The organism is Actinomadura sp. NBRC 104412 (assembly GCF_030269515.1).
Lineage (GTDB): Bacteria > Actinomycetota > Actinomycetes > Streptosporangiales > Streptosporangiaceae > Spirillospora.
Map to the genome: position 1 here is coordinate 349,939 of NZ_BSTM01000004.1, position 22,122 is coordinate 372,060.

Below are 22,122 nucleotides of genomic sequence, written 5' to 3' on the forward strand. Positions count from 1 at the left end.
CCTGGACGAATACTTCGTGGCTATGTCTGGATCTCACGAGGCCGGTGACCGGCCGCAGGACGCGGAAACGCCCCCCGTCCCGGCGTCGGCCGCGCCGCCCAGCTTCGGCAAAGCCGAGCCGCCCGCCGCCGAGGCCGCCTCCGCCGCCGGCGAGAAGACGGCGGACGAGGGTTCCGTGCCCGTCGAGATCCGGCTGCCGATCGGCCTGCAGAAGCCGTGGTGGGCGGATGATGACGAGCCCGCTCCCACCGCGCCCGAACCCGCGCCGGAGCCTGAGCGGGCCGCAGAGCCCGAGGAGGCGAAGCCCGAGGCGTCGGAGTCCGAGGAGGCGGCGGAGCCCGAGGAGATCCCGGGCACGCTGGTCGCCGGGACGGGCGTCCCGAGCGTCGACACCCGGCGGGCCGTCCCGAACAAGCCCATCGTCGAGCGCCCCCGCCCCGCGTCCCGGGACACCGACCCGGACGGCATCCCCGCCGTCACGGCGACGGAACCGGAACCCGAGCCCGCGGCCCAGCCCGAGCCCGCACCGGAGCCTGAGCCCGATCCCCCGGCCCCGGAGGCGGAGGTCTCCGGGCAGGTCCTCTCGCCCGACTCGTTCCTCCCACCCGGGACGACACCACCCGAGGACGGCGACCGAACGCCCACAACGCCCACTCCGATACCCACTCCCATGCCCGCTCCGGTCGTGACCGAGGCGTCCAAGGAGACCCGTCCCCAGGTGATCACGCCCGTCTACCACGCGGAGGGCGGGCTCTCGATCGACAGCACGCCGTTCGCCGACGGCCTGCTCAACACGGGCACGGACACGGGCAGCGGCAAGGGCACGGGCCGCGCCTCCGGTGGACGCCGCAAGGCGCTGCTGATCGGCGGGGGTGTGGCCGTCGTGGCGCTGCTCATCGGCGCCGGCGGCTTCGTCGTCGCGAACGGGGGCTCCGACAGCACCACCCGCCGCGCCGGGGCGGCCGAGACCTCGGGACCGCAGGTCGCGCGGAACGGCCCCGCCCCGTCCCAGAGCCCCTCCAGTACCCCGACGCCGCCCTCGGAACCGTCCGTCATCGACAGCGTGCGCACCGATCCGAAGCCGCTGGCGCTCACCGAGGCGTTCCCGACCTCGCGGATCGTCCTGGCCGGGCGCGCGTACGCCCGCGACCGCTCTTCGGTCAACCACCAGTGCGCCCTGGTCGCCCGCGGCGCGATGGCGAAGGCGCTCACCGCGCTGCGATGCAGCAGCGTCGTCCGGGTCACCTACCTCGACAGGAAACGGTCCCTCGCCGTCACGTCCGGCATCGCGGTGCTGCCCACCAAGGCCGCGGCGCTCAAAGCCAACACGGCCGGCGACCCGAGCAGATACGAATGGTTCCGCGGGATGCCCGGCAAGCGCGCCCCCGACATCGACCGGGCGGGCGGGTACGCGGCCAGCACGGTCAGGGGACGCTACATCGTCTACGCGTACGCGACGTACGCCAACGGCAAGCGGCCACTGCCGGGCGACCCGATGCTCAAGGCCGTCGCCGAACAGTTCGTGGGGTACGCGCTGCGTCCCATCGACACGCGCGCCCGAGGCTGAACCATGGCACGGCGCTAGCCGGCCACGGAGTCACCGGACAACCCCGAGCCGGACCCGGAGTTGAGCGTGCGGACACGCCGGGTCTCCTGGGCGCGCTGGGCGAGGTTCTCCGGCTCCGGGTAGCGGATCTCCTCCAGGGAAAGCCCGTGCGCGGGCGCCACGTTCACTGCCGAGTCGCGGACCCGCCGCGACAGCACTTCCCTGGGCCATTCCACGGCGCGCCTGCCGTCCCCCACCACCAGCATCGCCCCGACGAGGGCGCGCACCATCGAGTGGCAGAACGCGTCGGCCTCGACGGTCGCCACGACCATCCCCCGCTGCTGAACCGCCGGACGCGGCACGTCGCCCCGCGCGGCGTCCCTCACGCCGTAGGGCTCCTCACGGTGCCACTCGAAGCGCTGCAACTCCCGGATGGTGGTCGCGCCCTCCCGTTTGCGGCAGTACGCGGCGAAGTCGTGCTCACCCAGCAGCATCGCCGCCGCGGTGTTGATGCGGTCCAGGTCCAGCGGACGGGGATGCCACAGGACGTCGTGGCGGCGCAGCGGATCCACCCCGACCGGGTCGTCGCACACCCGGTACACGTACCGGCGCGACAGGGCGGAGAAGCGCGCGTCGAACCCCTCCGGGGCGACCGACACCCGCCACACCCGCACGTCCGGCGGCAGCAGGCCCGCGAGCCGCCGCGGCATGGTGCCGTTGACCGTTGAGTACGAGGCGACCGGCACCACCACGTGCGCCACCTGGCCCCGCGCGTGCACGCCCGCGTCCGTGCGGCCCGCCACGGTGAGCGCCGGAGGCGGGTCGAGGCGCAGCAGGCGGGCCAAGGCGTCCTCGATGACGCCCTGCACGGTCCGCTGGTTGGGCTGGCGCGCCCAGCCGGCGAACCCCGACCCGTCGTAGCCGATGTCGAGCCGGAGCCGTACCAGCGCGGTCATCCCACCCCTCTCACGTGACCATGAACGTGACCATGACAGCAGTCTGGCAAAGATCGGGCCCGCCGTCCCGTAAGGGACCGGCGGGCCCGAGCGCATGTCGAACGCACCAAAAGGCGCCCTGACCTGCTACTTCTTGGTGTCGCCCTCGTCGGTGGCCGTGTCGGTGGCCTCGGTCTCGGCGTCCTCGCCCTTGGACAGGGTCACCTCGTCCTCGGCCTCGCCCTTCTCGGTGACCTCGGCCGGGGTGGGCGCCACCACGGCGGCCTTGGACCGCGGAGCCGCGGCGGGACGGCCGGTCGAGGCGGCCAGCTCCTCCTGGACGAGCTCGATCACGGCCATCGGGGCGTTGTCGCCCCGGCGCGGCCCGATCTTGGTGATCCGGGTGTAGCCGCCGGGACGGTTCGCGTAGCGCGGCGCGATCTCGGTGAAGAGCTCGTGCACGACGCCCTTGTCCCGGATCACCTTGGCCACCTGGCGGCGGTTGTGCAGGTCGCCCCGCTTGGCCTTGGTGATCAGCTTCTCGGCCAGCGGGCGCACCCGCCGGGCCTTGGCCTCGGTGGTGGTGATGCGGCCGTGCTCGAACAGCGCCGTCGCCAGGTTGGCCAGGATGAGCCGCTGGTGCGCGGGGCTGCCGCCCAGACGGGCGCCCTTGGTGGGCTGAGGCATCGTCGTTCCTTCCTGCGCCGGCCGTATCAGGTACCGGCGTCAGCCTGGTTCCAGGCCGGGGGCCGCCCGTGTTCGCGGCCCCCGGCCTGGAATGGAGAGTGCTTAGTACTGCTCGGTCTCGGCGTAGCTGGTGTCGTCGTCGCCGTAGTTGTCGGCCGCCGCGCTCGGGTCGAACCCGGGCGGGGAGTCCTTCAGGGACAGGCCCATGTCGCTGAGCTTCTGCTTGACCTCTTCGATCGACTTGGCGCCGAAGTTGCGGATGTCCAGCAGGTCCTGCTCGGAGCGGGCGACCAGCTCGCCCACCGAGTGGATGCCCTCGCGCTTGAGGCAGTTGTAGGAGCGGACCGTGAGGTTGAGCTCCTCGATGGGCAGCGCCAGGTCGGCGGCCAGCGCCGCGTCCGTCGGGGACGGGCCCATGTCGATGCCCTCGGCCTCGACGTTGAGCTCCCGGGCCAGCCCGAACAGCTCGACGAGGGTCTTGCCGGCGGAGGCCACCGCGTCCCGCGGCAGCATCGCCTGCTTGGTCTCCACGTCCAGGATGAGGCGGTCGAAGTCGGTGCGCTGCTCGACCCGGGTCGCCTCGACCTTGTAGGTGACCTTAAGGACGGGCGAGTAGATCGAGTCGATCGGGATCCGGCCGATCTCCTGGCCCGGCTGCTTGTTCTGGGCCGCCGAGACGTAGCCGCGACCGCGCTCGACGGTCAGCTCCATCTCCAGCTTGGCCTTGTTGTTGAGGGTGGCGATGTGCAGGTCGGGGTTGTGCACCTCGACGCCGGCGGGCGGCGCGATGTCGGCCGCGGTCACCTCGCCGGGGCCCTGCTTGCGCAGGTACATCACCACCGGCTCGTCGTGCTCGGAGGAGACCACCAGCTCCTTGAGGTTCAGGATGATGTCGGTGACGTCCTCCTTGACCCCGGGCACGGTGGAGAACTCGTGCAGCACGCCCTCGATCCGGATGCTGGTGACGGCGGCGCCGGGGATCGAGGACAGCAGGGTGCGGCGGAGCGAGTTGCCGATCGTGTAGCCGAAGCCCGGCTCCAGCGGCTCGATGGTGAACCGCGACCGGAACTCGTCGACCTGCTCCTCGGTGAGGGTGGGACGCTGAGCGATGAGCATGGGAATTCTCTCTTTCCGCGGTGCCCGCTATTTGACGACCGCGTGCTCCATGGTACTTGCCCGTCCCCGGCCGGCCTCCGTACGGGACGGAGGCCGGCCGGGACGGGCCGTGAGCCCTTGCCTGGACGAGCCCTTACTTCGAGTAGAGCTCGACGATCAGCTGCTCCTGGACGGGAGCGTCGATCTGCTGCCGGACGGGCAGCGAGTGCACGAAGATCCGCATCCGGTCGGCGTCCACCCCCAGCCACGCCGGGACCTGGCGCTCGCCCGCCTCGGCCTTGGCGACCTGGAACGGGGTCATCTCCAGCGACTTGGCCCGCACATCGACGATGTCGGCCTCGCTGACCAGGTAGGACGGGATGTTGACCTTCTTGCCGTTGACCCGGAAGTGGCCGTGCCGGATCAGCTGGCGGGCCATGTCGCGGGACTTGGCGAAGCCCGCGCGGTAGACCACGTTGTCGAGCCGCCGCTCCAGCAGGGACAGCAGGTTCTCACCCGTCTTGCCGCCCTGCCGGTTGGCCTCGACGTAGTAGTTGCTGAACTGCCGCTCCAGCACCCCGTAGATGCGCTTGGCCTTCTGCTTCTCACGAAGCTGGAGCAGGTACTCGGTCTCCTTGGGACGGCCGCGCCCGTGCTCACCCGGCGGGTAGGGCCGGATCTCGATCGGGCACTTGGGTCCCTCGCACTTGCTGCCCTTGAGGAACAGCTTCATCTTCTCGCGACGGCACAGCTTGCAGTCGGCGCCGGTGTAACGAGCCATTGTCCTGAATCTCCCCCTCAGACCCGACGGCGCTTCGGCGGCCGGCAGCCGTTGTGCGGAACGGGCGTGACGTCCTGGATCGAGCCCACTTCGAGCCCGGTCGCCTGCAGCGACCGGATCGCGGTCTCACGGCCCGAGCCCGGGCCCTTCACGAAGACGTCGACCTTGCGCATGCCGTGCTCCATGGCACGCCGGGCGGCCGACTCGGCGGCCTGCTGGGCGGCGTACGGGGTCGACTTGCGCGAGCCCTTGAACCCGACATGGCCGGAGGAGGCCCAGGAGATCACGTTCCCGTTCGGGTCGGTGATCGAAACGATCGTGTTGTTGAACGTGCTCTTGATGTGGGCGTGCCCGTGAGCGACGTTCTTCTTCTCCTTGCGGCGCACCTTCTTGGCGCCGGCACGGCTCTTGGGAGGCATCTGCTCTCTCTACTCCTGAGGTCGTCGATCCGGATCCGGCGGGCGCCGGAGGCCGGACTACTGGATGATGTGCGTCCTCTGCACGTTCGGACGGTCCGGCGTCCCGGCGAGGGCCGGAAGGGAATCGCTCACTTCTTCCCGGCCTTCTTCTTGCCGGCCACGGTCTTCTTCTTGCCCTTGCGCGTCCGCGCGTTGGTCTGGGTGCGCTGGCCGTGCACGGGAAGCCCGCGGCGGTGCCGGATGCCCTGGTAGCAACCGATCTCGATCTTGCGCCGGATGTCGGCCTGGACCTCGCGGCGCAGGTCGCCCTCGGTCTTGTAGTTCGCCTCGATCCAGTCGCGCAGCTTGACCAGCTCGTCGTCGCCGAGCTGGTGGACGCGCAGGTCCGGGTTGACACCGGTGTTGGCCAGCGTCTCCTGCGCCCGGGTACGGCCGATGCCGTAAATGTAGGTGAGAGCGATCTCCACGCGCTTGTCGCGCGGGAGGTCGACGCCCAGCAGGCGTGCCATCTAGGGCAGTTCCCTTCATGTCGCGGAGGTGTGTGCGCGCCGCTCCCGCGAACACCCTGCCCGGGTGGCGGCCTCGGCCTCCGTCCGAGGGTCCCCCTTCACCCGCGCGGGTCCCCGTGGAGGAGGCCGTGCCTCCGGCCCCGGGGACACCGGTGCCGCACGACCCGATCCAGGGTCGTACGGCCACGTGGTGAAAGATCGCGACGCGCTTGTCTTGTTCGGTTGTGCCGGTCCGGCGGTGCCGGTCGCCGGGCCGGGGCCTCAGCCCTGGCGCTGCTTGTGGCGCGGGTCGGAGCAGATCACCATGACCCGGCCGTGCCGGCGGATGACGCGGCAGTTGTTGCAGATCTTCTTGACGCTCGGCTTGACCTTCACTGGGTCTCCTTCGTTCAGGGTCACCCTCACGCCGCCACGCATGAGGAAGGCAACCCCAGTGGGTTATCGATTCACTTGTAGCGGTAGACGATCCGGCCGCGCGAAAGGTCGTAGGGGCTCAGCTCCACGACGACGCGGTCGTCCGGCAGGATCCGGATGTAGTGCATCCGCATCTTGCCGCTGATGTGGGCGAGCACCTTGTGCCCGTTGTCCAGTTCCACCCTGAACATGGCGTTGGGGAGGGACTCGATGACGGTGCCCTCGATCTCGATGGCGCCTTCCTTCTTGGGCATGTCCTCCGCGCTTCACTGATCGGCTCTTGGGACCGGCCCGCGGGACCCCCGGTCAGAACTCTGGTGATAAGAGATCTCCACGGGACTCCGGCCGCGACCATGCCGAGATCGAATCTCCGGGCAGGAATCGTGGGCGGCCGACAGCAGGACCGACATAGGAGTCTACGTCACCGGACCGCCGATTGTGAAATCAACGCATGTTCCGGTGCCCGACACCGCTCCCGTCCCCAGCATACAGCGCCCGCGCGTTGTACCTTTCCGGAAGGAAGGACGTCCAAGGAGGAGTCCAAGGAGGATCGGCATGCCGAGCTATGACTTCGCGCTGATCCTCAGCCGTCCCCTCTACGAGGAGGAACTGGACGCCCTGTTCGACCGCACGTACGGCCAGGTCACGGTCTCGATCATCACCGAGCCCCAGCACGCCGACCGGCCGGGCAACGCCTCCTGTAGCTGGCAGGGGCCCACGCTGGCGGCGGCGATCATGGAGCTGGTGGAGCATGTGGAGACCAGCGCGCCCGGCCTGCGTGTCCAGCGGGTGGAAGCCGACCCGCTGCTGACCATCCGCGACATCGCCGAGCGGGTCGGCCGGTCGGTCGACTCGGTACGGCTGTCGATCACCGGCGCCCGGGGACCGGGCGGCTTCCCCGCCTCGGAGATGTCGAGCGCGGGCCACCGGCTCTGGCGCTGGTCCAAGATCGCCGCTTGGTACGAGGTGGACGACCCGCAGCTACGCGAGGCCCGGCCCACCGTCCAGGCGATCAACGGCTGGCTGGCGCTGCGCGACGTGGTCCCGTCGATCGCCCCTGCCCCCGAGGACGTCACCTCGGCCCTGTCCGCGGTCATCCCGCATGTGGCCTGACCCGTCCCGGCACGCCGCCCCACCGCGGCGGACATGTCCCGCGCGGAATCGGGGATCTTCCCGACAGGAGTGATCTTGCTTTCGCCTGGGTGGATCGACAGGCCCGCCCGCGAAGGCGAGGATCGGATCGGACGGCACCCGGCACGGAGGACGGCCGCCGGCAAGGCACCGGGCACCGCCCGCATCCATGGCCCTGCGGGAGGGCGTGAGCGTGCCGGAGGGAAGGCAGCAATGGCGATTGTCGCGCAGTTCAGCGACACCCATATCACCGCGGACGAACGGGGCGTGGTGCCCGACGACTCGGGCCCGGTGCGCGCCCTGCGGGCCGCGGTGTCCGCCCTGCTGGCCCTGCCCGCCCGGCCCGACGCGGTGGTGCTGACCGGCGACCTCACCGAGGCCGGGCAGGCCGCCGAGTACGACCGGCTGCGCGCCCTGCTGTCACCGCTGCCGATGCCCGTCCACCCGATGCCCGGCAACCACGACGACCGGGACGCGCTGCGCGCCGCCTTCGGCGCTCACCCGGCCGTCGCGGCGACCGCCGACGGGCCGCTGGCGCCCGTCCAGTACGCGGTGGACGTGGCGGGGACACGGCTCGTCTGCTGCGACACCACCGTCCCCGGATCCCCGCACGGCGCGATGGACCCCGAGCGACTGGCCTGGCTGGACGACACCCTCGCCGCCGAGCCCGGCACCCCCACCGTGGTGGCCACCCACCACCCGCCCTATCCGATCGGGATCCGGTTCATCGACGACATGCGCTTCCGCGACACCACCGGGTTCGCCGAGGTCATCCGGCGCCACGAGCAGGTGATCCGGGTGATCAGCGGCCATGTGCACCGCGGCTCGGCGGGCACGTTCGCGGGCCGGGTCAGCACCACCTGCCCCAGCACCTACCGGCAACTGTTCCTCGACCTCAGCCGGCCCGGCCGCGCGGCGGTCACCGGCGAGCCGGCCGGTTTCGCCGTCCATCTGATCGGCCAGGACGGCGGCGCGACCACCCACTTCGTTCCCAGCGGCAGCCACCGGCCGCTCATGGACGTGGAGTGAGCCCGGCCCGGCCCCGGCCTTCAGCGGCCCCGGCCTTCAGCGGCCGCGACGCTCAGCGCCGGGACGCTCAGCGGCTGGGGCGTCTGGGCTGGCCGAGGAGCGTTCCGATCAGCAGAACGGCGCCCCACGGCCCCGCGACCCAGATCCACCACGGGTACACCAGGGTGCCGGTGAGGGCGAGGGCCAGCCAGAGCGTGACGTTGAGGGAGCTGATGACCGCCCACGTGGTCCACAGCGCGCGGCGTCCCGTCCGGAAGGACTCCGTGCCCGTCTCGTAACGCGTCGCCGGGGCGGCGGTCGTGCGCTGGGACGCCGGCACGGGCAGCTCGTACAGGTCCTCCTCGGGCAGGTCGGAGGTGATCTCCTGGAGCTGCCCGATGGTCTTGGCGGCGTAGACCGACTCAAGCCGCTCCTGGAGCTCGTCCATGGTGATGCGGCCCTGGGCACAGTGCTCGCGCAGCGACCCGGCCACGCGGTCACGGTCGGCGTCAGAGGCCCGGATATCAGGATTTGGCGGCATACCGGCCCCTTCACTGCTGTCAGAAGGGAAGGCTACTTCCCAGCCTCGACGATTCCCAGCTTCGTGAACCACTCCCGGCCCTCATCAAGGGCCGTGAGGACCCGGGGGCCGTCCTCGGTGACCGCGAAGGTGTGCTCGAAGTGGGCGGAACGGCGGCCGTCGCCGGTGACGACCGTCCAGCCGTCGGCCAGCTCCACGGTGTCCTTGGTGCCGAGGTTGACCATCGGCTCGACCGCGAAGCACATGCCCGGCTCCAGGACGGGGCCGTGTCCGGGCTCCCCGTGGTTAGGGATCAGCGGGTCCATGTGCATCCGCGTCCCGATGCCGTGGCCCCCGTACCCCTCGACGATGCCGTAGGAGCCCTGAGAGCGGATATGAGACTCGATCGCGTGGGACATGTCGGTCAGCCTGGCCCCGGCCGTTCCGGCCGCCAGACCGTGCCACAGGGACGCCTCGGTGACCTCCAGCAGCCGCGCCTCCTCCGGCGTGATCTCGCCCACCGGAACGGTGATCGCCGAGTCGCCGTGCCAGCCCGCCACGATCGCGCCGCAGTCGATGGAGAGGACGTCGCCGTCCCGCAGCTCCCGGTCGGCGCTGGGGATGCCGTGCACGATCTCCTCGTTCACCGAGGTGCAGATCGTCGCGGGAAAGCCGTGGTAGCCCTTGAACGACGGGACGCCGCCATGGTCACGAATGTGCTGCTCGGCGAGCACGTCCAGGTCCATCGTGGTGATCCCGGGCTTGACCGCCTCGCGCAGCCTCTCCAGCGTCTCGCCGACCAGCAGCCCGGCCGCGCGCATCAGCTCCACCTGCTCGGCGGTCTTGACCTGGATGCCGTGCCGCCTGCGCCGTCTCAACATGAATCCCCCTCATTCCCGATCTTACGGGCAATCCGGAATCGGGGGACCTGGCGGCGAAGCGGGCGCGGCGGGCGACGCGACAGGCCGGCGAGGACGGGCGGCGGGCGGTCCAGGAGACGGCCTCTCAGCGCTCCAGAGGACGCAGCGCGGCCAGGGCCCGGTTGGTGACCTCCTCCACCGGCCCCGTCGCGTCGATGCCGACCAGGATCCGCTCGTCGGCGTAGAACTGCACCAGCGGAGCCGTCTCCTGCTGGTACACCTCCAGGCGGTGCCGGACGACCTCCTCCTTGTCGTCGTCGCGCTGGAAGAGGTGGCCGCCGCAGTCGTCGCAGATGTCGTCCTGCTTGTCGTCGAAGTCGACATGCCAGATCCGCCCGCACCGCTCGCAGGTGCGCCGCCCCGACAGCCTCCTGATCACCTCGTCCTCGTCGACGATCAGTTCCAGGACGATGTCCAGCTTGACGTCCCACTCGGCGAGGATCTTCTTCAGCGTCTCGGCCTGCGGCACGTTGCGCGGGAAGCCGTCCAGCAGGAAGCCGTCCCGGGCGTCGTCCTCGGCCAGCCGGTCCCGCACCATCGCGATGGTGATCTCGTCGGGCACCAGGTCGCCCCGGTCCATGTACTTCTTGGCCTGCCGGCCCAGCTCCGTCCCCCGGCTCACGTTCGCGCGGAAGATGTCACCTGTCGAGATCTTCGGGATGGACAGGTGCGATGCGATGAACTGGGCCTGTGTCCCCTTGCCCGCTCCCGGGGGGCCCACCAGGACGATACGCACTACCGGAGGAAGCCCTCGTAGTTGCGCTGCTGGAGCTGACTCTCGATCTGCTTCACGGTATCCAGTCCGACGCCGACGACGATGAGGATGCTCGTCCCCCCGAACGCGAAGTCCTGGCTCGCGCCGATGAGCGCGAACGCGACCATCGGGATCAGGGCGACGACACCCAGGTACAGCGAACCGGGCGTGGTGATCCTGGTGAGCACGTAGTCGAGGTACTCGGCGGTCGGCCGGCCCGGACGGATACCTGGGATGAACCCACCATACTTCTTCATGTTGTCGGCGACTTCGGTGGGGTTGAAGGTGATCGCCACGTAGAAGTACGTGAAGAACACGATGAAGCCGAAAAAGATCGCCATATGCCAGGGGTTGTCCTGCGCCAGGTACGGCTGGATGCGCTGCAGCCAGTCGGTCTCCGGCCACAGCTGGGTCGCCAGCACCGGCAGGTACAGCAGCGACGAGGCGAAGATCACCGGGATGATGCCGGCCTGGTTGACCTTGAGCGGGATATAGGTCGAGGTGCCGCCGTACATCCGGCGTCCCACCATCCGCTTGGCGTACTGGACGGGGATCCGCCGCTGCGCCTGCTCCACGAACACCACGCCCGCCATGATCGCCAGGCCGACGATGAGCACGATGGAGAAGACGAAGCCGCCCTTGCTGGTGTAGATGCTCCAGAACTGGGCGGGGAAGACCGCCACCACCTGGGTGAAGATCAGCAAGGACATGCCGTTGCCGACGCCGCGGTCGGTGATCAGCTCGCCCAGCCACATGATGACCGCGGTGCCGGAGGTCATCACGATCACGATCGTGATGATCGTGAAGATGTCGTTGTCGTAGAGCACGTCACCGCTGCCGGCCACGCCCTGGAAGAGCTGCCCCGTGCTGGCCATCGCCACGATGCCGGTGGCCTGGAGGATCGCCAGGCCCACGGTCAGGTACCTGGTGTACTGCGTGATCTTGGTGGTGCCGGCCTGGCCCTCCTTCCGCAGGGCCTCCAGGCGCGGGATCACCACCGTCAGCAGTTGCAGGATGATGCTCGCCGTGATGTAGGGCATGATGCCCAGCGCGAACACCGACAGCTTCAGCAGCGCACCGCCGCTGAACAGGTCGACCAGCCCGTAGAGCTGGTTGCTCTCCCTCGCCGCATCGGCGGTCTCACGCAGGACCTCGGTGTTCACGCCCGGGGACGGCAGCACCGAGCCGATCCGGAAGATCACGATGATGAAGAGCGTGAACAGAATCTTCTTACGCAGGTCCGGCGTACGGAAAGCCCGGGCGAACGCGGTCAGCACCATTCCTCCTGCGCGACTGGCGAATCCTTGGCCGCCGACGAGGGGCCGGGTTCGGGTCCATGGACGGCGCGGCGCCGAGGAGTTGCCGACACCGCCGCCGGTGAGACTCTAACAGCAGATGATGCCGGGGCCGCGCGCCGTCGCGCCGGGGCCGCCGTTCCGGGTCCCGGAGCGGAGCGCCGGCGGAGCGCAGGGAACCGCGACGGCCTGCTCCCCCGGGGGGTGTGGGGGGTCGCCCCCCCACCGGCACATGCCGCCCCGGCGCGCGCGATCGGGCGCGTCCCCGGCATCACGGGTCCTTCTCCCTCGCCGCTTACCGGGACAGCTCTTCGGTGGAGCCGCCGGCAGCGGTGATCTTCTCCTTGGCGGATCCGGAGAAGGCGTGCGCCTTCACCTGGACCGCGACGGAGATCTCGCCGGTTCCGAGGATCTTCACCGGGCGGTTGCGGCGCACCGCGCCACGGGCCGCCAGGTCCTCCGCCGTGACCTCGCCGCCCTCGGGGTACAGCTCGGCCAGCCGGTCCAGGTTGACCACCTGGTACTCGACCCGGTTGGGGTTCTTGAAGCCCTTGAGCTTGGGAACCCGGCGGATCAGCGGCATCTGGCCGCCCTCGAACCCGACCGGCACCGTGGCACGGGCCTTGGTGCCCTTGGTGCCGCGGCCCGCGGTCTTGCCCTTGGACGCCTCGCCCCGTCCCTTACGGGTCTTGGGGCGGTTGGCACCGCGGGCCGGGCGCAGATCGTGCAGCCCGAGCGGGGTGCCCTCGGCACCCCCGCCGGCCTTGCTCAGATCGGCCATCGTCAGTCGACCTCCTCGACGGCGACCAGGTGGTTCACCGTCCGGATCATGCCGCGCACCTCGGGACGGTCGTCCCGCACCACGCTCTGCCCGATCTTCTTCAGGCCGAGGGTGCGCAGCGTGTCACGCTGGTTCTGCTTCTCGCTGATCACCGACTTGGTCTGGGTGATCTTCAGCCGTGCCATCAGGAGGCCCTTCCTTTCTGGGGGGGCAACCCCCCAGGCCCCCCGTCAAATGCAGCGATCATGCCCTCGCTCCGCTCGGTCATGACGCCTCCGCCCGCGGCTCGCTGCCAGCGGCGCGCGCCCGCAACATGGCGGCGGGAGCGACGTCCTCGATCGGCAGACCGCGCTTGGCCGCGATCTCCTCGGGCCGCTTGAGCGACTTGAGCCCGTCCACCGTCGCGTGCACGATGTTGATCGCGTTGTCGGTGCCCAGCGACTTGCTCAGCACGTCGTGGATGCCGGCGCACTCCAGCACCGCGCGCACCGGGCCACCGGCGATCACGCCGGTACCGGGGCTGGCCGGGCGCAGCAGCACCACCCCGGCCGCCGCCTCGCCCTGCACCTGGTGCGGGATGGTGCCCTGGATCCGCGGCACCTTGAAGAAGTGCTTCTTGGCCTCCTCGACGCCCTTGGCGATCGCCGCGGGCACCTCCTTGGCCTTGCCGTAGCCGACGCCGACGGTGCCGTTGCCGTCACCGACGATCACCAGGGCGGTGAAGCTGAAGCGCCGACCGCCCTTGACGACCTTGGCGACCCGGTTGATCGCCACGACCTTCTCGATGTACGACTGGCCCTTGTCGGCGCCACCGCGGCGGTCGTCGCGGCGGCCGTCGCGACGGTCGCCACCCTGACCGCCACCACGCCTCTGCGCTGCCATCAGTGGTTCCTCTTCCCGTTGTCGAAGATCAGGGCCATCAGAGCTCGAGGCCCCCCTCGCGTGCGCCGTCCGCGACGGCGGCCACGCGGCCGTGGTACTTGTTGCCGCCGCGGTCGAACACGACGGCGCTGATCCCGGCCTCCTTGGCGCGGGCGGCCACCAGCTCGCCGACCCGGCGGGACTTGGCCGTCTTGTCGCCGTCGAAGGCACGCAGGTCGGCCTCCATGGTGGAGGCGCACACCAGCGTGTGCCCGACGGTGTCGTCGATCACCTGGACGAACACGTGCTTGGTGGAGCGGGTCACGACCAGGCGCGGCCGCGCGGCGGTGCCGACGACCTTCTTGCGGACCCGGAAGTGCCGGCGCTTGCGCGACCGCGCGCGGGCCGACGTGGCCTTGCGGGCCAGGGTCTTGGTGCCTGCCATGACTACTTACCAGCCTTTCCGACCTTGCGGCGGATTTGCTCGCCCTGGTAACGCACGCCCTTGCCCTTGTACGGGTCCGGCTTGCGCAACTTGCGGATGTTGGCGGCGACCTCGCCGACCTTCTGCTTGTCGATCCCCTCGACGACCAGCTGGGTCGGCCGCTCCACGGTGAAGCTGATGCCCTCCGGCGGCTCCACCACGATCGGGTGGCTGTACCCGAGCGAGAACTCCAGGTTCTTGCCCTTGGCCGCCACACGGTAGCCGACGCCGTGGATCTCCAGGGTCTTCCGGAAGCCCTCGGTCACGCCGACCACCATGTTGTTGATCAGCGACCGGGTCAGGCCGTGCAGCGCCCGGTTGACGTTCACGTCGTCCGGCCGGGACACGGTGACCTTGCCGTCCACCAGCTCCACCGAGATGGGCTCGGCGACGGTGTGGCTCAGCTCGCCCTTCGGCCCCTTGACGCTGACCTGCCGGCCTTCGATCCGCACGTCGACGCCGCTGGGAACGGTGATGGGGAGACGTCCGATACGCGACATGTGTAGTGCCCTCCCCTCACCAGACGTAGGCGAGGACTTCCCCGCCCACGCCGCGCTTGCCGGCCTGCCGGTCGGTCATCAGGCCGGACGACGTCGAGATGATCGCGACGCCCAGCCCGCCCAGGACCTTGGGCAGGTTGTCCTTCTTCGCGTACACCCGCAGACCCGGCTTCGACACGCGCTTGATACCGGCGATCGAACGCTCCCGGGTCGGGCCGAACTTCAGCTCGATCACGAGCTTCTTGCCGACCTCGGCGTCCTCGACGCTCCAGCCCGAGATGTAGCCTTCCTGCTGGAGGATCTCGGCGATATGCGCCTTGATCTTCGAGTACGGCATCGACACCGAGTCGTGGTACGCCGAGTTCGCGTTGCGCAGACGCGTCAGCATGTCTGCGATCGGATCGGTCATCGTCATGGGCTACAGGCCCTCCCTCGCCACGGTTTCCTTGGTGTTCCCCGTGGACCTTTGGCGTGGTCGTGGACGCCTTCCACAGGCGCCCTGGTGGTTATTACAAGCTTTCGGCTGGTTACCAGCTCGACTTCGTGATGCCCGGCAGCTCGCCGCGGTGGGCCATCTCCCGGAGGCAGATCCGGCACAGGCCGAACTTCCGGTAGACCGACCGCGGACGCCCGCAGCGCGAACACCGAGTGTATGCGCGCACAGCGAACTTGGGCTTGCGGGCCGCCTTGGCGATCAGAGCCTTCTTCGCCATCGTTCAGTTCTCCTTGAACGGGAAGCCCAGGAGCCTCAGCAGCGCCCGGCCCTCGTCGTCGGTCTTCGCGGTGGTGACCACCGTGATGTCCATGCCCCGGGTGCGGTCGATCCGGTCCGGGTTCACCTCGTGGAACATGACCTGCTCGGTCAGCCCGAAGGTGTAGTTGCCGTTGCCGTCGAACTGCCGGGGCGACAGCCCGCGGAAGTCACGGATCCGTGGCAGCGCCGTGGACAGCAGCCGGTCGAGGAACTCCCACATCCGGTCGCCGCGCAGCGTGACGTGCGCGCCGATCGGCATGCCCTCGCGCAGCTTGAACTGGGCGATGGACTTGCGGGCCCGGTTCACCATCGGCTTCTGGCCGGTGATCGCGGTGAGGTCGCGGACCGCGCCCTCGATCACCTTGGCGTCGCGGGCGGCCTCGCCGACCCCCATGTTGACCACGATCTTGGTCAGCCCGGGGATCTGCATCACGTTGGCGTAGCCGAACTGCTCGCGCATCGCGGGCGCGATCTCCTCGCGGTAGCGCACCTTCAGGCGCGGCACCGGGACGGGACGGGCCTCAGTCGTCTCGGTCATGGTCAGATCTCCTTACCGCTGCGCCGCGAGATCCGGACCTTCGTCCCGTCCTCGTTGATGCGGTATCCGACCCGGACCGGCTTGCCGTCCTCGACGATCGCGACGTTGCTGACGTGCAGCGGCGCCTCGACCGTGACCCGGCCGCTCTCCTTGCCCGCGCGCTGCTGGTCGGCCTTGATGTTCTTGGTGATGAGGTTGACGCCCTCGACGACGACGCGCTCGCGGCGCGGATCGACGCGCAGCACCTTGCCGGTCGCGCCCTTGTCCTTGCCGGCGATGACGATGACCTCGTCGCCCTTCCTGATCTTCACTTACAGCACCTCCGGGGCGAGCGAGATGATCTTCATGAACCTCTTCTCGCGCAGCTCACGGCCCACCGGGCCGAAGATCCGGGTGCCGCGGGGGTCGCCGCCGTCCCGGATGAGGACGGCCGCGTTCTCGTCGAAACGGATGTAGGAGCCGTCCGGCCGCCGGCGCTCCTTGCGGGTGCGCACGATGACGGCCTTGACCACGTCACCCTTCTTCACGCCCGCTCCGGGAAGGGCGTCCTTCACCGTCGCGACGATGACGTCGCCGACTCCCGCGTAGCGCCGACCCGAGCCGCCGAGCACCCGGATGCACAGGATCTCCTTGGCACCCGTGTTGTCGGCGACCTTGAGTCGCGACTCCTGCTGGATCACGTTGACTCCTGTTCGTCACACCGGTTCTCCGCCTCGCTTGGGCGGAGCCTGGTGGAACCAATGGGTTTGCCTGCGGCCTTCGGTTACTTGGCCTTCTCGAGGATCTCCACCACGCGCCAGCGCTTGGTCGCCGACAGCGGCCGGGTCTCCATGAGACGGACGCGGTCGCCGACGCCACACTCGTTGGCCTCGTCGTGCGCCTTGTACTTGGTGGTACGGCGGATCACCTTGTGGTAGCGGCGGTGGGTGACGCGGTCCTCGACGGACACGACCACGGTCTTGTCCATCTTGTCGCTCACCACCAGGCCCTCGAGGACCTTCCGGGTGTTGCGCTGCCGCTCGGTCCGCTCGCTCGTCTGCTCACTCATCGTCGCCCTCCGCGGCGTCCTCCTCGGTCACCGTGACGATGCCGAGCTCGCGCTCGCGCATGACGGTGTAGATGCGGGCGATCTCGCGCTTCACGGTGCGCAGCCGCCCATGGCTCTCCAGCTGTCCGGTGGCGGCCTGGAAGCGCAGGTTGAACAGCTCCTCCTTCGCCTCCTTCAGCTTGGTGACCAGGACGTCCTGGGGTTCGGTCCGCAGATCCTCGGCGGTAAGACCCTTGGCCATCAGGACTCACCCACCTCTCGCTTCACGATCTTGCACTTCATCGGGAGCTTGTGGATCGCACGGGTCAGCGCCTCACGGGCCACGGTCTCGTTCGGGTACGAGATCTCGAACATCACACGGCCCGGCTTCACGTTGGCCACCCACCACTCGACCGAGCCCTTACCGGACCCCATCCGGGTCTCGGCGGGCTTCTTGGTCAGCGGGCGGTCCGGGAAGATGTTGATCCACACCTTGCCGCCACGCTTGATGTGCCGGGTCATCGCGATACGCGCGGCCTCGATCTGCCGGTTGGTCACGTACGCGCCCTCGACCGCCTGAATGCCGTACTCGCCGAACGTCACCCGCGTGCCGCCCTTGGCCATGCCACGGCGCCTCGGGTGGTGCTGCTTGCGGTGCTTGACCTTGCGAGGGATCAGCATGGGTTACTCAGCTCCCCTCACCACTCGCAGCGGCCTCGCTCTGCTGAGCCGGCTGCTGCTCCGACTGCTGCTGCTGCCTGGACGCGCGCTCGCCGCGCTCGCCACCGCGTCCGCCGCGGCCACCACGGCCGCCGCCACGCCGTTCGCCGCGGCGCTCGCGGCCACCGCCGCCGCCCGCGGCGCGCTGCTGAGCGGCCTGCTGCTCGCGCTCGGCGCGGGTCGCCGCCGCCTCGCCCTTGTAGATCCACACCTTGACGCCGATGCGGCCGAACGTCGTACGGGCCTCGTAGAACCCGTAGTCGATGTCGGCGCGCAGCGTGTGCAGCGGGACCTGGCCCTCGCGGTAGAACTCTGACCGCGACATCTCGGCGCCGCCGAGACGGCCGCCGCACTGCACCTTGATGCCCTTGGCGCCCGACTTCATCGCCGACTGGATCGCCTTGCGCATCGCGCGGCGGAACGCCACCCGGCTGGACAGCTGCTCGGCCACGCCCTGCGCGACGAGCTGGGCGTCTATCTCCGGGTTCTTCACCTCAAGGATGTTCAGCCGCACCTGCTTGCCGGTCAGCTTCTCCAGGTCGCCGCGCAGCCGCTCGGCCTCCGCCCCGCGCCGGCCGATGACGATGCCCGGCCTGGCGGTGTGGATGTTGACCTCGACACGGTCACGGGTCCGCTCGATCTCCACCTTGGAGATGCCAGCCCGGTCCATGCCCTTCTGCAGCATGCGCCGGATCTGGACGTCCTCCTTGACGTAGTCCTTGTAGAGCTTGTCGGCGAACCACACGCTCTTGTGGTCGGTGGTGATGCCGAGCCGGAACCCGTGCGGGTTGATCTTCTGACCCACTACCGGGCCCTCCTCTGCTTCCTGCCACCACTGGACGCGGCGGCCTCATCGCGCGACTCCAGAACCACCGTGATGTGGCTGGTGCGCTTGTTGATGCGGTACGCACGGCCCTGCGCGCGGGGCCGGAAACGCTTCAGCGTCGGCCCCTCGTCCACGTACGCCCGGCTCACGACGAGCGTGTCGGCGGCGAGGTTGAAGTTGTGCTCGGCGTTGGCGATGGCACTCGCCAGCACCTTGCCCACAGGCTCGCTCGCGGCCTGGGGGGCGAAGCGCAGCACCGCCTGCGCCTCCGCGGCGGGCAGGCCGCGGATGAGGTCCACCACGCGGCGGGCCTTCCTGGGCGTGACGCGGATGAACCGCGCCTGGGCCCTGGCTTCCATCGCTGTCCCTCTTTCTACGGTCTCTCTGCCCGCCGTCAGCCGCGGCGGCTACGGCGGTCTTCCTTGACGTGGCTGCGGAAGGTGCGGGTCGGCGCGAACTCGCCGAGCTTGTGCCCCACCATGGCGTCGGTGATGAACACCGGCACGTGCTTGCGGCCGTCGTGCACGGCGATCGTGTGACCGATCATCTCCGGCACGATCATGGAGCGCCGCGACCACGTCTTGATGACGTTCTTGGTGCCCTTCTCGTTCTGGTCGTCCACCTTCTTCATCAGGTGGTCGTCCACGAAGGGGCCCTTCTTAAGGCTACGTGGCATGACGAACGACTCCTACCGCTTCTTCTTGCTGCGACGCCGGACGATCAGCCGGTCGCTGGACTTGTTGGCCCGGCGGGTCCGGCCTTCCTTCTTGCCCTTGGGGTTGACCGGGTGCCGACCACCGGAGGTCTTGCCCTCACCACCGCCGTGCGGGTGGTCGATCGGGTTCATGGCCACGCCGCGGACGGTCGGGCGCCTGCCCTTCCACCGCATGCGGCCGGCCTTGCCCCAGTTGATGTTGGACTGCTCGGCGTTGCCGACCTCGCCGACCGTGGCGCGGCACCGCACGTCCACCATCCGCATCTCGCCGGACGGCATCCGCAGCGTGGCGTACTTGCCCTCCTTGGCCAGCAGCTGGACGCCCGCGCCCGCGCTGCGGGCGATCTTGGCGCCGCCGCCGGGCCTCAGCTCGATGGCGTGTACGACCGTACCGGTCGGGATGTTGCGCAGCGGCAGGCAGTTGCCCGGCTTGATGTCCGAGCCCGGCCCGTTCTCGACCCGGTCGCCCTGCTTGAGCCCGCGCGGGGCGAGGATGTAGCGCTTCTCGCCGTCCACGTAGTGCAGCAGCGCGATCCGCGCGGTGCGGTTGGGGTCGTACTCGATGTGCGCGACCTTGGCCGGGACGCCGTCCTTGTCGTGCCGGCGGAAGTCGATCAGCCGGTACGCGCGCTTGTGCCCACCGCCCTGATGCCGGGTGGTGATGCGGCCGTGGTTGTTGCGGCCGCCCTTCTTGGGAAGCGGACGCAGCAGCGACTTCTCCGGCTCGCGGCGCGTGATCTCGACGAAGTCGGCCACGCTGGAGCCGCGACGCCCCGGGGTCGTCGGCTTGTAGTTACGGATGCCCATCTTTTTCGTTCATCCCTTTTCTGCTCTTCGGTGGCGTCCCGGCCCGTTCTAGGCCGGGCCCCCGAAGATGTCGATCCGCTCGCCCTCGGCCAGGCTGACGATGGCGCGCTTGGTGTCCTTGCGCTTGCCGTAGCCGAACCGGGTCCGCTTGCGCTTGCCCGGCCGGTTGAGGGTGTTCACGCTCGTCACCTTGACGTTGAACACCGCCTCCACGGCCTGCTTGATCTGCGTCTTGTTGGCGTCGGGCCGGACGATGAAGGTGTACTTGTTCTCGTCCAGGAGCCCGTAGCTCTTCTCCGAGACCACCGGCGCGATGATGATGTCGCGGGGATCGGCGATCTTGGTCATTTCGCCGCCTCCTTCTTGCTCGCGCGCGCCACGAACTCGTCGAACGCCGCCTTGGTGAAGACGACCTCCTCGTTCCGCAGCACGTCGTAGGTGTTGAGCTGGTCGGAGACGAGCAGGTGCACGGACGGCTCGTTGCGCAGGCTCTTCCAGGTCACCTCGTCCTCGCGGTGAAGGACCACCAGGACGTGCTTGGCCTGGGAGACCTCGCGCAGCGCCTTCAGCGCCGTCTTCGTCTTCGGGGTGTCGCCCTCGATGAGGGTGTCCACGACGTGCACCAGGCCGTGCCTGGCGCGGTCGGACAGCGCGCCGCGCAGCGCGGCCGCCTTCATCTTCTTGGGCGTGCGCTGCGAGTAGTCCCGCGGCTGCGGGCCATGGACGGTGCCGCCGCCGGTGAACTGCGGCGCGCGGGTCGAGCCCTGGCGGGCCCGGCCGGTGCCCTTCTGCCGGTACGGCTTGCGCCCACCGCCGCGGACGTCGCCGCGGGTCTTGGTCGCGTGCGTGCCCTGCCGGGCCGCGGCCTGCTGCGCCACCACGACCTGGTGGATCAGCGGGACGCTGGTCTTGGCGTCGAAGATGTCCGCAGGCAGGTCGATGTCGAGCTTGTTCGTCACTTGCCCGTTCCCTTCACCGCATCGCGGACCAGCACCACGCCGCCGTTCGGCCCGGGAACCGCGCCCTTGATCAGCAGCAGGTTCTTCTCGGTGTCGATGGCGTGGACGGTCAGGTTCTGCACGGTGGTGCGGGCGTTGCCGTGCCGCCCCGCCATGCGCAGGCCCTTGAAGACGCGACCGGGGGTCGCGCAGCCGCCGATCGAGCCCGGCGAGCGGTGCTTGCGCTGGGTGCCGTGCGAGGCGCCCAGGCCGCGGAAACCGTGGCGCTTCATGACGCCGGCGGTGCCCTTGCCCTTGCTCGTCCCGGTCACGTCGATCTTCTGGCCGGCCTCGAAGACCTCCACGGTGATCTCCTGGCCGAGTTCGTACCCGGAGGTGTCGTCCGCCCGCAGCTCGACGAGGTAGCGGCGCGGCGTGACGCCCGCCTTCTCGAAGTGACCCGTGCGCGGCTTGTTCACCTTGCGCGGGTCGATCTGCCCGTACCCGATCTGGACGGCGGTGTAGCCGTCCTTCTCCTGGGTGCGGATCTGGGTGACGACACACGGCCCGGCCTGGACGACGGTCACCGGAACGATCCGGCCCTCATCGTCGAAGACCTGGGTCATGCCGAGCTTCTCGCCCAGGACGCCCTTCCTCTGCTTACTCATCTCGGTGCGTCCCTTTAGAGCTTGATCTCGATGTCCACGCCGGCCGGAAGGTCGAGCCGCATCAGCGAGTCGACCGTCTTGGGCGTGGGGTCGATGATGTCGATCAGCCGCTTGTGCGTGCGCATCTCGAAGTGCTCCCGCGAGTCCTTGTACTTGTGCGGCGAGCGGATGACGCAGTACACGTTCTTCTCGGTCGGCAGCGGCACCGGGCCGGCGACCTTGGCGCCCGTCCGCGTCACCGTCTCAACGATCTTCTTCGCGGAGGTGTCGATGACCTCGTGGTCGTAGGCCTTGAGCCGGATGCGGATCTTCTGTCCCGCCATGGTGGCCTCGGTGTCCTTTACTTCTGGCGAGCGATCTGTCTCCCGTCCGTTCGGCCGTCTGGGCCTGTGCCGAACGCCGGAGCGATTCACTCGGTGCCGCTGGGTTTTCCTGCTGTTGTCGCGGTTCGGCGGCCCGCCTGCTGTGTGCCGGCGGGCCGCCGAACCG

Annotated in this window: 36 protein-coding genes; 3 read left to right on the plus strand and 33 right to left on the minus strand. The window is 69.5% G+C overall.

What is annotated here, in order from left to right:
• Window positions 1-22 precede the first annotated feature (22 nt).
• Window positions 23-1,567, plus strand: a complete 1,545-nt coding sequence (locus QSK21_RS07765) for a hypothetical protein (RefSeq protein ID WP_285694634.1) — start codon at window positions 23-25, stop codon at window positions 1,565-1,567.
• Between the two features lie 14 nt (window positions 1,568-1,581).
• Here the strand turns inward: QSK21_RS07765 and truA are convergent, their stop codons facing one another.
• The 8 genes from truA to infA all read right to left on the minus strand — a co-directional run bounded on the left by truA (window position 1,582) and on the right by infA (window position 6,640).
• Window positions 1,582-2,502 (minus strand): tRNA pseudouridine(38-40) synthase TruA, encoded by a 921-nt coding sequence (truA, locus tag QSK21_RS07770; protein ID WP_285694635.1) that lies wholly within the window; start codon window positions 2,500-2,502, stop codon window positions 1,582-1,584.
• A gap of 126 nt (window positions 2,503-2,628) precedes the next feature.
• Window positions 2,629-3,168, minus strand: a complete 540-nt coding sequence (rplQ, locus tag QSK21_RS07775; protein WP_285694636.1) for a 50S ribosomal protein L17 — start codon at window positions 3,166-3,168, stop codon at window positions 2,629-2,631.
• A 102-nt stretch (window positions 3,169-3,270) separates the two neighbouring features.
• The gene (locus QSK21_RS07780; protein ID WP_285694637.1) at window positions 3,271-4,284 is read right to left on the minus strand and encodes a DNA-directed RNA polymerase subunit alpha; all 1,014 of its coding nucleotides are present in this window, start codon (window positions 4,282-4,284) and stop codon (window positions 3,271-3,273) included.
• Between the two features lie 133 nt (window positions 4,285-4,417).
• A complete protein-coding gene (rpsD, locus tag QSK21_RS07785; protein WP_285694638.1) occupies window positions 4,418-5,044 on the minus strand; it encodes a 30S ribosomal protein S4 in 627 nt (208 codons plus the stop codon).
• Window positions 5,045-5,061: 17 nt separating this feature from the next.
• The gene (gene rpsK, locus QSK21_RS07790; RefSeq protein WP_285694639.1) at window positions 5,062-5,463 is read right to left on the minus strand and encodes a 30S ribosomal protein S11; all 402 of its coding nucleotides are present in this window, start codon (window positions 5,461-5,463) and stop codon (window positions 5,062-5,064) included.
• Window positions 5,464-5,591: 128 nt separating this feature from the next.
• Window positions 5,592-5,972 carry a 30S ribosomal protein S13 gene (rpsM, locus tag QSK21_RS07795; protein ID WP_285694640.1) on the minus strand — a complete coding sequence of 127 codons (381 nt, stop codon included), beginning with the start codon at window positions 5,970-5,972 and terminating at the stop codon, window positions 5,592-5,594.
• 261 nt (window positions 5,973-6,233) lie between these two features.
• Window positions 6,234-6,347, minus strand: coding sequence for a 50S ribosomal protein L36 (gene rpmJ / locus QSK21_RS07800; protein ID WP_285694641.1), 114 nt, complete (start codon window positions 6,345-6,347; stop codon window positions 6,234-6,236).
• 71 nt (window positions 6,348-6,418) lie between these two features.
• Window positions 6,419-6,640, minus strand: a complete 222-nt coding sequence (infA, locus tag QSK21_RS07805; protein ID WP_197009446.1) for a translation initiation factor IF-1 — start codon at window positions 6,638-6,640, stop codon at window positions 6,419-6,421.
• Between the two features lie 301 nt (window positions 6,641-6,941).
• Here infA and QSK21_RS07810 point away from each other — a divergent pair, with 301 nt between their 5' ends.
• Window positions 6,942-7,499, plus strand: a complete 558-nt coding sequence (locus QSK21_RS07810; RefSeq protein WP_285694643.1) for a hypothetical protein — start codon at window positions 6,942-6,944, stop codon at window positions 7,497-7,499.
• A 231-nt stretch (window positions 7,500-7,730) separates the two neighbouring features.
• A complete protein-coding gene (locus tag QSK21_RS07815) occupies window positions 7,731-8,546 on the plus strand; it encodes a phosphodiesterase (RefSeq protein ID WP_285694644.1) in 816 nt (271 codons plus the stop codon).
• A gap of 67 nt (window positions 8,547-8,613) precedes the next feature.
• Here QSK21_RS07815 and QSK21_RS07820 read toward each other — a convergent pair whose 3' ends face one another.
• The 25 genes from QSK21_RS07820 to rpsJ form a co-directional block, all read right to left on the minus strand.
• On the minus strand, window positions 8,614-9,066 hold the full coding sequence (locus QSK21_RS07820) for a DUF1707 SHOCT-like domain-containing protein (protein WP_285694645.1): 453 nt from the start codon (window positions 9,064-9,066) through the stop codon (window positions 8,614-8,616).
• A gap of 32 nt (window positions 9,067-9,098) precedes the next feature.
• Window positions 9,099-9,923, minus strand: coding sequence for a type I methionyl aminopeptidase (gene map, locus QSK21_RS07825; RefSeq protein ID WP_285694708.1), 825 nt, complete (start codon window positions 9,921-9,923; stop codon window positions 9,099-9,101).
• Between the two features lie 127 nt (window positions 9,924-10,050).
• Complete coding sequence (locus QSK21_RS07830; protein ID WP_285694646.1) at window positions 10,051-10,701, minus strand: adenylate kinase; 651 nt, start codon at window positions 10,699-10,701, stop codon at window positions 10,051-10,053.
• The gene (gene secY, locus QSK21_RS07835) at window positions 10,701-11,996 is read right to left on the minus strand and encodes a preprotein translocase subunit SecY (protein WP_285694709.1); all 1,296 of its coding nucleotides are present in this window, start codon (window positions 11,994-11,996) and stop codon (window positions 10,701-10,703) included. The genes QSK21_RS07830 and secY overlap by 1 nt, the downstream gene beginning before the upstream one ends.
• A 313-nt stretch (window positions 11,997-12,309) precedes the next feature.
• A complete protein-coding gene (gene rplO, locus QSK21_RS07840; protein WP_285694648.1) occupies window positions 12,310-12,795 on the minus strand; it encodes a 50S ribosomal protein L15 in 486 nt (161 codons plus the stop codon).
• A 2-nt stretch (window positions 12,796-12,797) separates the two neighbouring features.
• Complete coding sequence (gene rpmD / locus QSK21_RS07845) at window positions 12,798-12,980, minus strand: 50S ribosomal protein L30 (RefSeq protein WP_285694650.1); 183 nt, start codon at window positions 12,978-12,980, stop codon at window positions 12,798-12,800.
• Window positions 12,981-13,059: 79 nt separating this feature from the next.
• On the minus strand, window positions 13,060-13,677 hold the full coding sequence (gene rpsE / locus QSK21_RS07850) for a 30S ribosomal protein S5 (protein WP_395110055.1): 618 nt from the start codon (window positions 13,675-13,677) through the stop codon (window positions 13,060-13,062).
• A 37-nt stretch (window positions 13,678-13,714) separates the two neighbouring features.
• Window positions 13,715-14,101, minus strand: a complete 387-nt coding sequence (rplR, locus tag QSK21_RS07855) for a 50S ribosomal protein L18 (protein WP_285694651.1) — start codon at window positions 14,099-14,101, stop codon at window positions 13,715-13,717.
• Between the two features lie 2 nt (window positions 14,102-14,103).
• On the minus strand, window positions 14,104-14,640 hold the full coding sequence (gene rplF, locus QSK21_RS07860; RefSeq protein WP_285694652.1) for a 50S ribosomal protein L6: 537 nt from the start codon (window positions 14,638-14,640) through the stop codon (window positions 14,104-14,106).
• A 16-nt stretch (window positions 14,641-14,656) separates the two neighbouring features.
• Entirely contained in the window at window positions 14,657-15,055 is a 399-nt protein-coding gene (rpsH, locus tag QSK21_RS07865; RefSeq protein WP_117360379.1) for a 30S ribosomal protein S8, read from the minus strand.
• A 112-nt stretch (window positions 15,056-15,167) separates the two neighbouring features.
• On the minus strand, window positions 15,168-15,353 hold the full coding sequence (locus QSK21_RS07870; RefSeq protein ID WP_285694654.1) for a type Z 30S ribosomal protein S14: 186 nt from the start codon (window positions 15,351-15,353) through the stop codon (window positions 15,168-15,170).
• A gap of 3 nt (window positions 15,354-15,356) precedes the next feature.
• Window positions 15,357-15,932, minus strand: coding sequence for a 50S ribosomal protein L5 (gene rplE / locus QSK21_RS07875; protein ID WP_285694655.1), 576 nt, complete (start codon window positions 15,930-15,932; stop codon window positions 15,357-15,359).
• Between the two features lie 2 nt (window positions 15,933-15,934).
• Window positions 15,935-16,243, minus strand: coding sequence for a 50S ribosomal protein L24 (gene rplX / locus QSK21_RS07880; protein ID WP_285694656.1), 309 nt, complete (start codon window positions 16,241-16,243; stop codon window positions 15,935-15,937).
• Complete coding sequence (gene rplN, locus QSK21_RS07885; protein ID WP_285694657.1) at window positions 16,244-16,612, minus strand: 50S ribosomal protein L14; 369 nt, start codon at window positions 16,610-16,612, stop codon at window positions 16,244-16,246.
• An 83-nt stretch (window positions 16,613-16,695) separates the two neighbouring features.
• Window positions 16,696-16,980, minus strand: a complete 285-nt coding sequence (gene rpsQ, locus QSK21_RS07890) for a 30S ribosomal protein S17 (RefSeq protein WP_285694658.1) — start codon at window positions 16,978-16,980, stop codon at window positions 16,696-16,698.
• Window positions 16,973-17,221, minus strand: coding sequence for a 50S ribosomal protein L29 (gene rpmC, locus QSK21_RS07895; protein WP_285694659.1), 249 nt, complete (start codon window positions 17,219-17,221; stop codon window positions 16,973-16,975). The genes rpsQ and rpmC overlap by 8 nt, the downstream gene beginning before the upstream one ends.
• Window positions 17,221-17,640 carry a 50S ribosomal protein L16 gene (gene rplP, locus QSK21_RS07900; RefSeq protein ID WP_285694660.1) on the minus strand — a complete coding sequence of 140 codons (420 nt, stop codon included), beginning with the start codon at window positions 17,638-17,640 and terminating at the stop codon, window positions 17,221-17,223. Before rplP ends, rpmC begins: the two co-directional genes overlap by 1 nt.
• A gap of 7 nt (window positions 17,641-17,647) precedes the next feature.
• Window positions 17,648-18,484 (minus strand): 30S ribosomal protein S3, encoded by an 837-nt coding sequence (gene rpsC, locus QSK21_RS07905; protein WP_285694661.1) that lies wholly within the window; start codon window positions 18,482-18,484, stop codon window positions 17,648-17,650.
• Window positions 18,484-18,864: a 50S ribosomal protein L22 gene (gene rplV / locus QSK21_RS07910; RefSeq protein WP_285694662.1), complete on the minus strand. Its 381-nt coding sequence runs from the start codon at window positions 18,862-18,864 to the stop codon at window positions 18,484-18,486. Before rplV ends, rpsC begins: the two co-directional genes overlap by 1 nt.
• 35 nt (window positions 18,865-18,899) lie before the next feature.
• Entirely contained in the window at window positions 18,900-19,181 is a 282-nt protein-coding gene (gene rpsS / locus QSK21_RS07915) for a 30S ribosomal protein S19 (RefSeq protein WP_285694663.1), read from the minus strand.
• 12 nt (window positions 19,182-19,193) lie between these two features.
• Complete coding sequence (gene rplB, locus QSK21_RS07920; protein WP_285694664.1) at window positions 19,194-20,027, minus strand: 50S ribosomal protein L2; 834 nt, start codon at window positions 20,025-20,027, stop codon at window positions 19,194-19,196.
• A 48-nt stretch (window positions 20,028-20,075) separates the two neighbouring features.
• Window positions 20,076-20,375 carry a 50S ribosomal protein L23 gene (rplW, locus tag QSK21_RS07925; protein ID WP_285694665.1) on the minus strand — a complete coding sequence of 100 codons (300 nt, stop codon included), beginning with the start codon at window positions 20,373-20,375 and terminating at the stop codon, window positions 20,076-20,078.
• The gene (gene rplD / locus QSK21_RS07930; RefSeq protein ID WP_285694666.1) at window positions 20,372-20,986 is read right to left on the minus strand and encodes a 50S ribosomal protein L4; all 615 of its coding nucleotides are present in this window, start codon (window positions 20,984-20,986) and stop codon (window positions 20,372-20,374) included. Before rplD ends, rplW begins: the two co-directional genes overlap by 4 nt.
• A complete protein-coding gene (gene rplC / locus QSK21_RS07935) occupies window positions 20,983-21,633 on the minus strand; it encodes a 50S ribosomal protein L3 (protein WP_285694667.1) in 651 nt (216 codons plus the stop codon). The genes rplD and rplC overlap by 4 nt, the downstream gene beginning before the upstream one ends.
• A gap of 14 nt (window positions 21,634-21,647) precedes the next feature.
• Window positions 21,648-21,956: a 30S ribosomal protein S10 gene (gene rpsJ, locus QSK21_RS07940; RefSeq protein ID WP_018657599.1), complete on the minus strand. Its 309-nt coding sequence runs from the start codon at window positions 21,954-21,956 to the stop codon at window positions 21,648-21,650.
• Between the last annotated feature and the right edge of the window lie 166 nt (window positions 21,957-22,122).

What these genes read in the sequence shown, in the direction of transcription:
- QSK21_RS07765 (WP_285694634.1), top strand. Translation starts at nt 23, where the DNA reads ATGTCTGGATCTCACGAGGCCGGTGACCGGCCGCAGGACGCGGAAACG.
- truA (WP_285694635.1), bottom strand. Translation starts at nt 2,502, where the DNA reads ATGACCGCGCTGGTACGGCTCCGGCTCGACATCGGCTACGACGGGTCG.
- rplQ (WP_285694636.1), bottom strand. Translation starts at nt 3,168, where the DNA reads ATGCCTCAGCCCACCAAGGGCGCCCGTCTGGGCGGCAGCCCCGCGCAC.
- QSK21_RS07780 (WP_285694637.1), bottom strand. Translation starts at nt 4,284, where the DNA reads ATGCTCATCGCTCAGCGTCCCACCCTCACCGAGGAGCAGGTCGACGAG.
- rpsD (WP_285694638.1), bottom strand. Translation starts at nt 5,044, where the DNA reads ATGGCTCGTTACACCGGCGCCGACTGCAAGCTGTGCCGTCGCGAGAAG.
- rpsK (WP_285694639.1), bottom strand. Translation starts at nt 5,463, where the DNA reads ATGCCTCCCAAGAGCCGTGCCGGCGCCAAGAAGGTGCGCCGCAAGGAG.
- rpsM (WP_285694640.1), bottom strand. Translation starts at nt 5,972, where the DNA reads ATGGCACGCCTGCTGGGCGTCGACCTCCCGCGCGACAAGCGCGTGGAG.
- infA (WP_197009446.1), bottom strand. Translation starts at nt 6,640, where the DNA reads ATGCCCAAGAAGGAAGGCGCCATCGAGATCGAGGGCACCGTCATCGAG.
- QSK21_RS07810 (WP_285694643.1), top strand. Translation starts at nt 6,942, where the DNA reads ATGCCGAGCTATGACTTCGCGCTGATCCTCAGCCGTCCCCTCTACGAG.
- QSK21_RS07815 (WP_285694644.1), top strand. Translation starts at nt 7,731, where the DNA reads ATGGCGATTGTCGCGCAGTTCAGCGACACCCATATCACCGCGGACGAA.
- QSK21_RS07820 (WP_285694645.1), bottom strand. Translation starts at nt 9,066, where the DNA reads ATGCCGCCAAATCCTGATATCCGGGCCTCTGACGCCGACCGTGACCGC.
- rplO (WP_285694648.1), bottom strand. Translation starts at nt 12,795, where the DNA reads ATGGCCGATCTGAGCAAGGCCGGCGGGGGTGCCGAGGGCACCCCGCTC.
- rpmD (WP_285694650.1), bottom strand. Translation starts at nt 12,980, where the DNA reads ATGGCACGGCTGAAGATCACCCAGACCAAGTCGGTGATCAGCGAGAAG.
- rpsE (WP_395110055.1), bottom strand. Translation starts at nt 13,677, where the DNA reads ATGGCAGCGCAGAGGCGTGGTGGCGGTCAGGGTGGCGACCGTCGCGAC.
- rplR (WP_285694651.1), bottom strand. Translation starts at nt 14,101, where the DNA reads ATGGCAGGCACCAAGACCCTGGCCCGCAAGGCCACGTCGGCCCGCGCG.
- rplF (WP_285694652.1), bottom strand. Translation starts at nt 14,640, where the DNA reads ATGTCGCGTATCGGACGTCTCCCCATCACCGTTCCCAGCGGCGTCGAC.
- rpsH (WP_117360379.1), bottom strand. Translation starts at nt 15,055, where the DNA reads ATGACGATGACCGATCCGATCGCAGACATGCTGACGCGTCTGCGCAAC.
- QSK21_RS07870 (WP_285694654.1), bottom strand. Translation starts at nt 15,353, where the DNA reads ATGGCGAAGAAGGCTCTGATCGCCAAGGCGGCCCGCAAGCCCAAGTTC.
- rplE (WP_285694655.1), bottom strand. Translation starts at nt 15,932, where the DNA reads ATGACCGAGACGACTGAGGCCCGTCCCGTCCCGGTGCCGCGCCTGAAG.
- rpsQ (WP_285694658.1), bottom strand. Translation starts at nt 16,980, where the DNA reads ATGAGTGAGCAGACGAGCGAGCGGACCGAGCGGCAGCGCAACACCCGG.
- rpmC (WP_285694659.1), bottom strand. Translation starts at nt 17,221, where the DNA reads ATGGCCAAGGGTCTTACCGCCGAGGATCTGCGGACCGAACCCCAGGAC.
- rplP (WP_285694660.1), bottom strand. Translation starts at nt 17,640, where the DNA reads ATGCTGATCCCTCGCAAGGTCAAGCACCGCAAGCAGCACCACCCGAGG.
- rplV (WP_285694662.1), bottom strand. Translation starts at nt 18,864, where the DNA reads ATGGAAGCCAGGGCCCAGGCGCGGTTCATCCGCGTCACGCCCAGGAAG.
- rpsS (WP_285694663.1), bottom strand. Translation starts at nt 19,181, where the DNA reads ATGCCACGTAGCCTTAAGAAGGGCCCCTTCGTGGACGACCACCTGATG.
- rplB (WP_285694664.1), bottom strand. Translation starts at nt 20,027, where the DNA reads ATGGGCATCCGTAACTACAAGCCGACGACCCCGGGGCGTCGCGGCTCC.
- rplW (WP_285694665.1), bottom strand. Translation starts at nt 20,375, where the DNA reads ATGACCAAGATCGCCGATCCCCGCGACATCATCATCGCGCCGGTGGTC.
- rplC (WP_285694667.1), bottom strand. Translation starts at nt 21,633, where the DNA reads ATGAGTAAGCAGAGGAAGGGCGTCCTGGGCGAGAAGCTCGGCATGACC.
- rpsJ (WP_018657599.1), bottom strand. Translation starts at nt 21,956, where the DNA reads ATGGCGGGACAGAAGATCCGCATCCGGCTCAAGGCCTACGACCACGAG.